This window comes from Mesorhizobium sp. M0060 (assembly GCF_040323155.1).
Taxonomy (GTDB): Bacteria; Pseudomonadota; Alphaproteobacteria; order Rhizobiales; family Rhizobiaceae; genus Mesorhizobium.
Genome location: NZ_JAMYUP010000142.1, coordinates 1 through 2,333, shown reverse-complemented (window position 1 = coordinate 2,333; position 2,333 = coordinate 1). Strand labels below are relative to the sequence as shown.

Annotated in this window: 3 protein-coding genes; all 3 read right to left on the bottom strand. The window is 60.6% G+C overall.

Annotated elements, in window-relative coordinates; genetic code table 11:
• Window positions 1–337, bottom strand: a 337-nt coding sequence (locus tag NKJ94_RS37215; protein ID WP_352532737.1) for an ATP-binding cassette domain-containing protein, incomplete at its 3' end; no start/stop codon positions are given.
• A gap of 124 nt (window positions 338–461) precedes the next feature.
• Entirely contained in the window at window positions 462–1,481 is a 1,020-nt protein-coding gene (locus NKJ94_RS37210) for an ABC transporter permease (protein ID WP_352532735.1), read from the bottom strand.
• Window positions 1,481–2,333 (bottom strand): ABC transporter permease (locus tag NKJ94_RS37205; protein ID WP_352532733.1); only part of this gene is annotated, 853 nt, incomplete at its 5' end. The genes NKJ94_RS37210 and NKJ94_RS37205, both read right to left, overlap by 1 nt.

The window sequence follows — 2,333 nt, the reverse complement described above, 5'->3', positions numbered from 1 at the left end:
AACCTTTGGTCGGCTCGACGCCGACGAAGAAGGACCGCCCGATGCTCATCAGCGGGAACGTGCCGCCGAACTGATGCACCGTGGCGATGCCCCGTCCCTGCGCGTCACTCGGCCCGGTGAAGGTCACCGGCTGACCATCCATCAGTATCTGGCCGCTGCTGGGCTTGTGGACACCGGCCAGCGTTTTGATGAGGGTCGACTTGCCGGCGCCGTTGTCACCGAGCAGACAAAGCACTTCGCCGGCGCGCACCTTCAGCGAAATATCGTGCAGGACATCGATCGGACCGAAGGATTTGTTGACGCTTTTCAGCTCGAGAATGGCAGGTTTGTCGTTCATGGCGTGCTCACCTCTTCATCTGCGAACCGGCTTGGCTGATGCGATTGATCGGCGACCGTGTTCATAGAAGCACGATGCTCGTTGATCGCGACCGCCGGGCACGGCTCCTGTGGCAACTCGTTTCTCATGGGTTTGCTGGCTCCCGCGGCAGGTCTCGCCCACGCCGCGGTCTGAAATACAGAGCCAAGTCGCGGAACGACTGGTTCATCAGCACGGCCAGCAGGAGCATCACACCGATAATCAGGTTCGACCAGTTTCGGTCGATCTGGGTGAAGTAGATGCCCTGGCTGACGATGGCGAAGGTGATGGTGCCCACGAAGATACCAATAACCGAACCGAAACCGCCGGTAAGCAGCACACCGCCCACCACCACGGACACGATGGCATTGAAGATGAAGCTCATGCCGCCGGAGACCTGGGCGGAGTTGAACAGGATCGCCTGACAGATGCCGACGAACGTGGCGCTGACCGCGGACAACACAAACAGCGCAATTGTCATGCGGTTCGTCGGAATGCCGGCGTTGCGGGCGCTGACCTTGTCGCCGCCCATTGCAAACAGCCAATTGCCGTAGCGGGTCTTGTGAAGAGCGAAGCCTATGACAGCGGCGAACGCCAGCCACCAGACGATGATGACCTGGTGACTGCCACCGATCAACTGTCCGAAGAGGAATTTCGCCCAGTCCGGCGCCGTTAGGGCAACGCTGGCATTGCCGGTCAGAAGCACGGAGGCACTTAGCACCACCCCCTGCATGGCGACCAGCGTGGCCAGCGTGATGATCAGCGAAGGCACCGAGGTTCGGATCGTGAGCAGGCCGTTGACCAGGCCGACCGCCACGCCGACAGCCAGCGCCCCAGCGATCCCTACCGAGATGGGCAGCCCGTAGTAGCCGGTCAGGATGGCGGTGGTCATTGAACCGGCGGGGATCAACGCGCCGATCGAAATGTCGAGTTCGCCAGCGATCATCAGCAGCCCGACGGGAATGGCGACAATGCCGAGATTTGCCGCGAAATTGACCCAACTCGCCGCGCCAACCAGCGTGCCCAAACTGGCGCCGCCGAACAGAACGAAGAACAACACCACGCCGACGAGACTGAGGATCGAGCCGGCCTCGGGACGGCGCAGCACCGATTTGATTGCGTCCATTATGTCGGTCCCCCCTTCTTCGACGAATAGCTGAGCGCCAGCTGCCGGAAGGTGTCGTTTGTCAGCACCGCGATCAAAAGAAGCGCGCCGATTATGACGCTTCCGATGTTGGGATCCATGCTCGTGAAGTAGATGCCTTGGTTCACGATCGAGAAGGTAATCGTGCCAAACACGATGCCAACGATCGAGCCGAAGCCGCCCGTGAGCAGAACGCCCCCGATGACCACACACATGATGGAATTGAAGATGAAGGACTGACCGGCCAGAACCTGCGCACTCTGGTAGACCATCACCTCGCTGACCCCAACGAAAGCGGCGCTGAAGCCGGACAGCATGAACAGACCGATGGTCAGCCGTTTGGTCGGAATGCCAACGTTGCGCGCGCTCTCCTTGTCGCCACCGAGTGCATATATCCAGTTGCCCAACGGGGAGATGTGCAATAGCCAGAACAGGCCAATCACGAACACCACCCACCACAGGATTGTGACTTGAAACATGCCGCCGAGATAGTCGCCCAGGATTGCCTTGGTAAGCGGGTCCGGCACAAGCGAGACGCCGGTGCTGCCAGCGATCTTGACGGTGAGACCTAGTGTCAGACCCATCGTGAGGAACATGGTGCCAATGGTGATTATGAGCGAAGGGATGGTCGTTCTCGTCACGAACAGCCCGTTGAGGAGGCCGACAGCGAGGCCGACGCCAAGTGCGGCCGTTATGCCAAGCCAGTCGGGCAGCCCATAGTGACCCGAGACGATGGCAGCGGTAAGCGACGCTGCGGGGATCACGGCACCGACCGAGATGTCGAGTTCCCCGGCGATCATCAGCAACCCTATCGGCAGCGCGATGATCCCGATC

Excerpts from the sequence above, each read along its gene's own strand:
- NKJ94_RS37210 (WP_352532735.1), bottom strand. The coding sequence starts at position 1,481 with ATGGACGCAATCAAATCGGTGCTGCGCCGTCCCGAGGCCGGCTCGATC.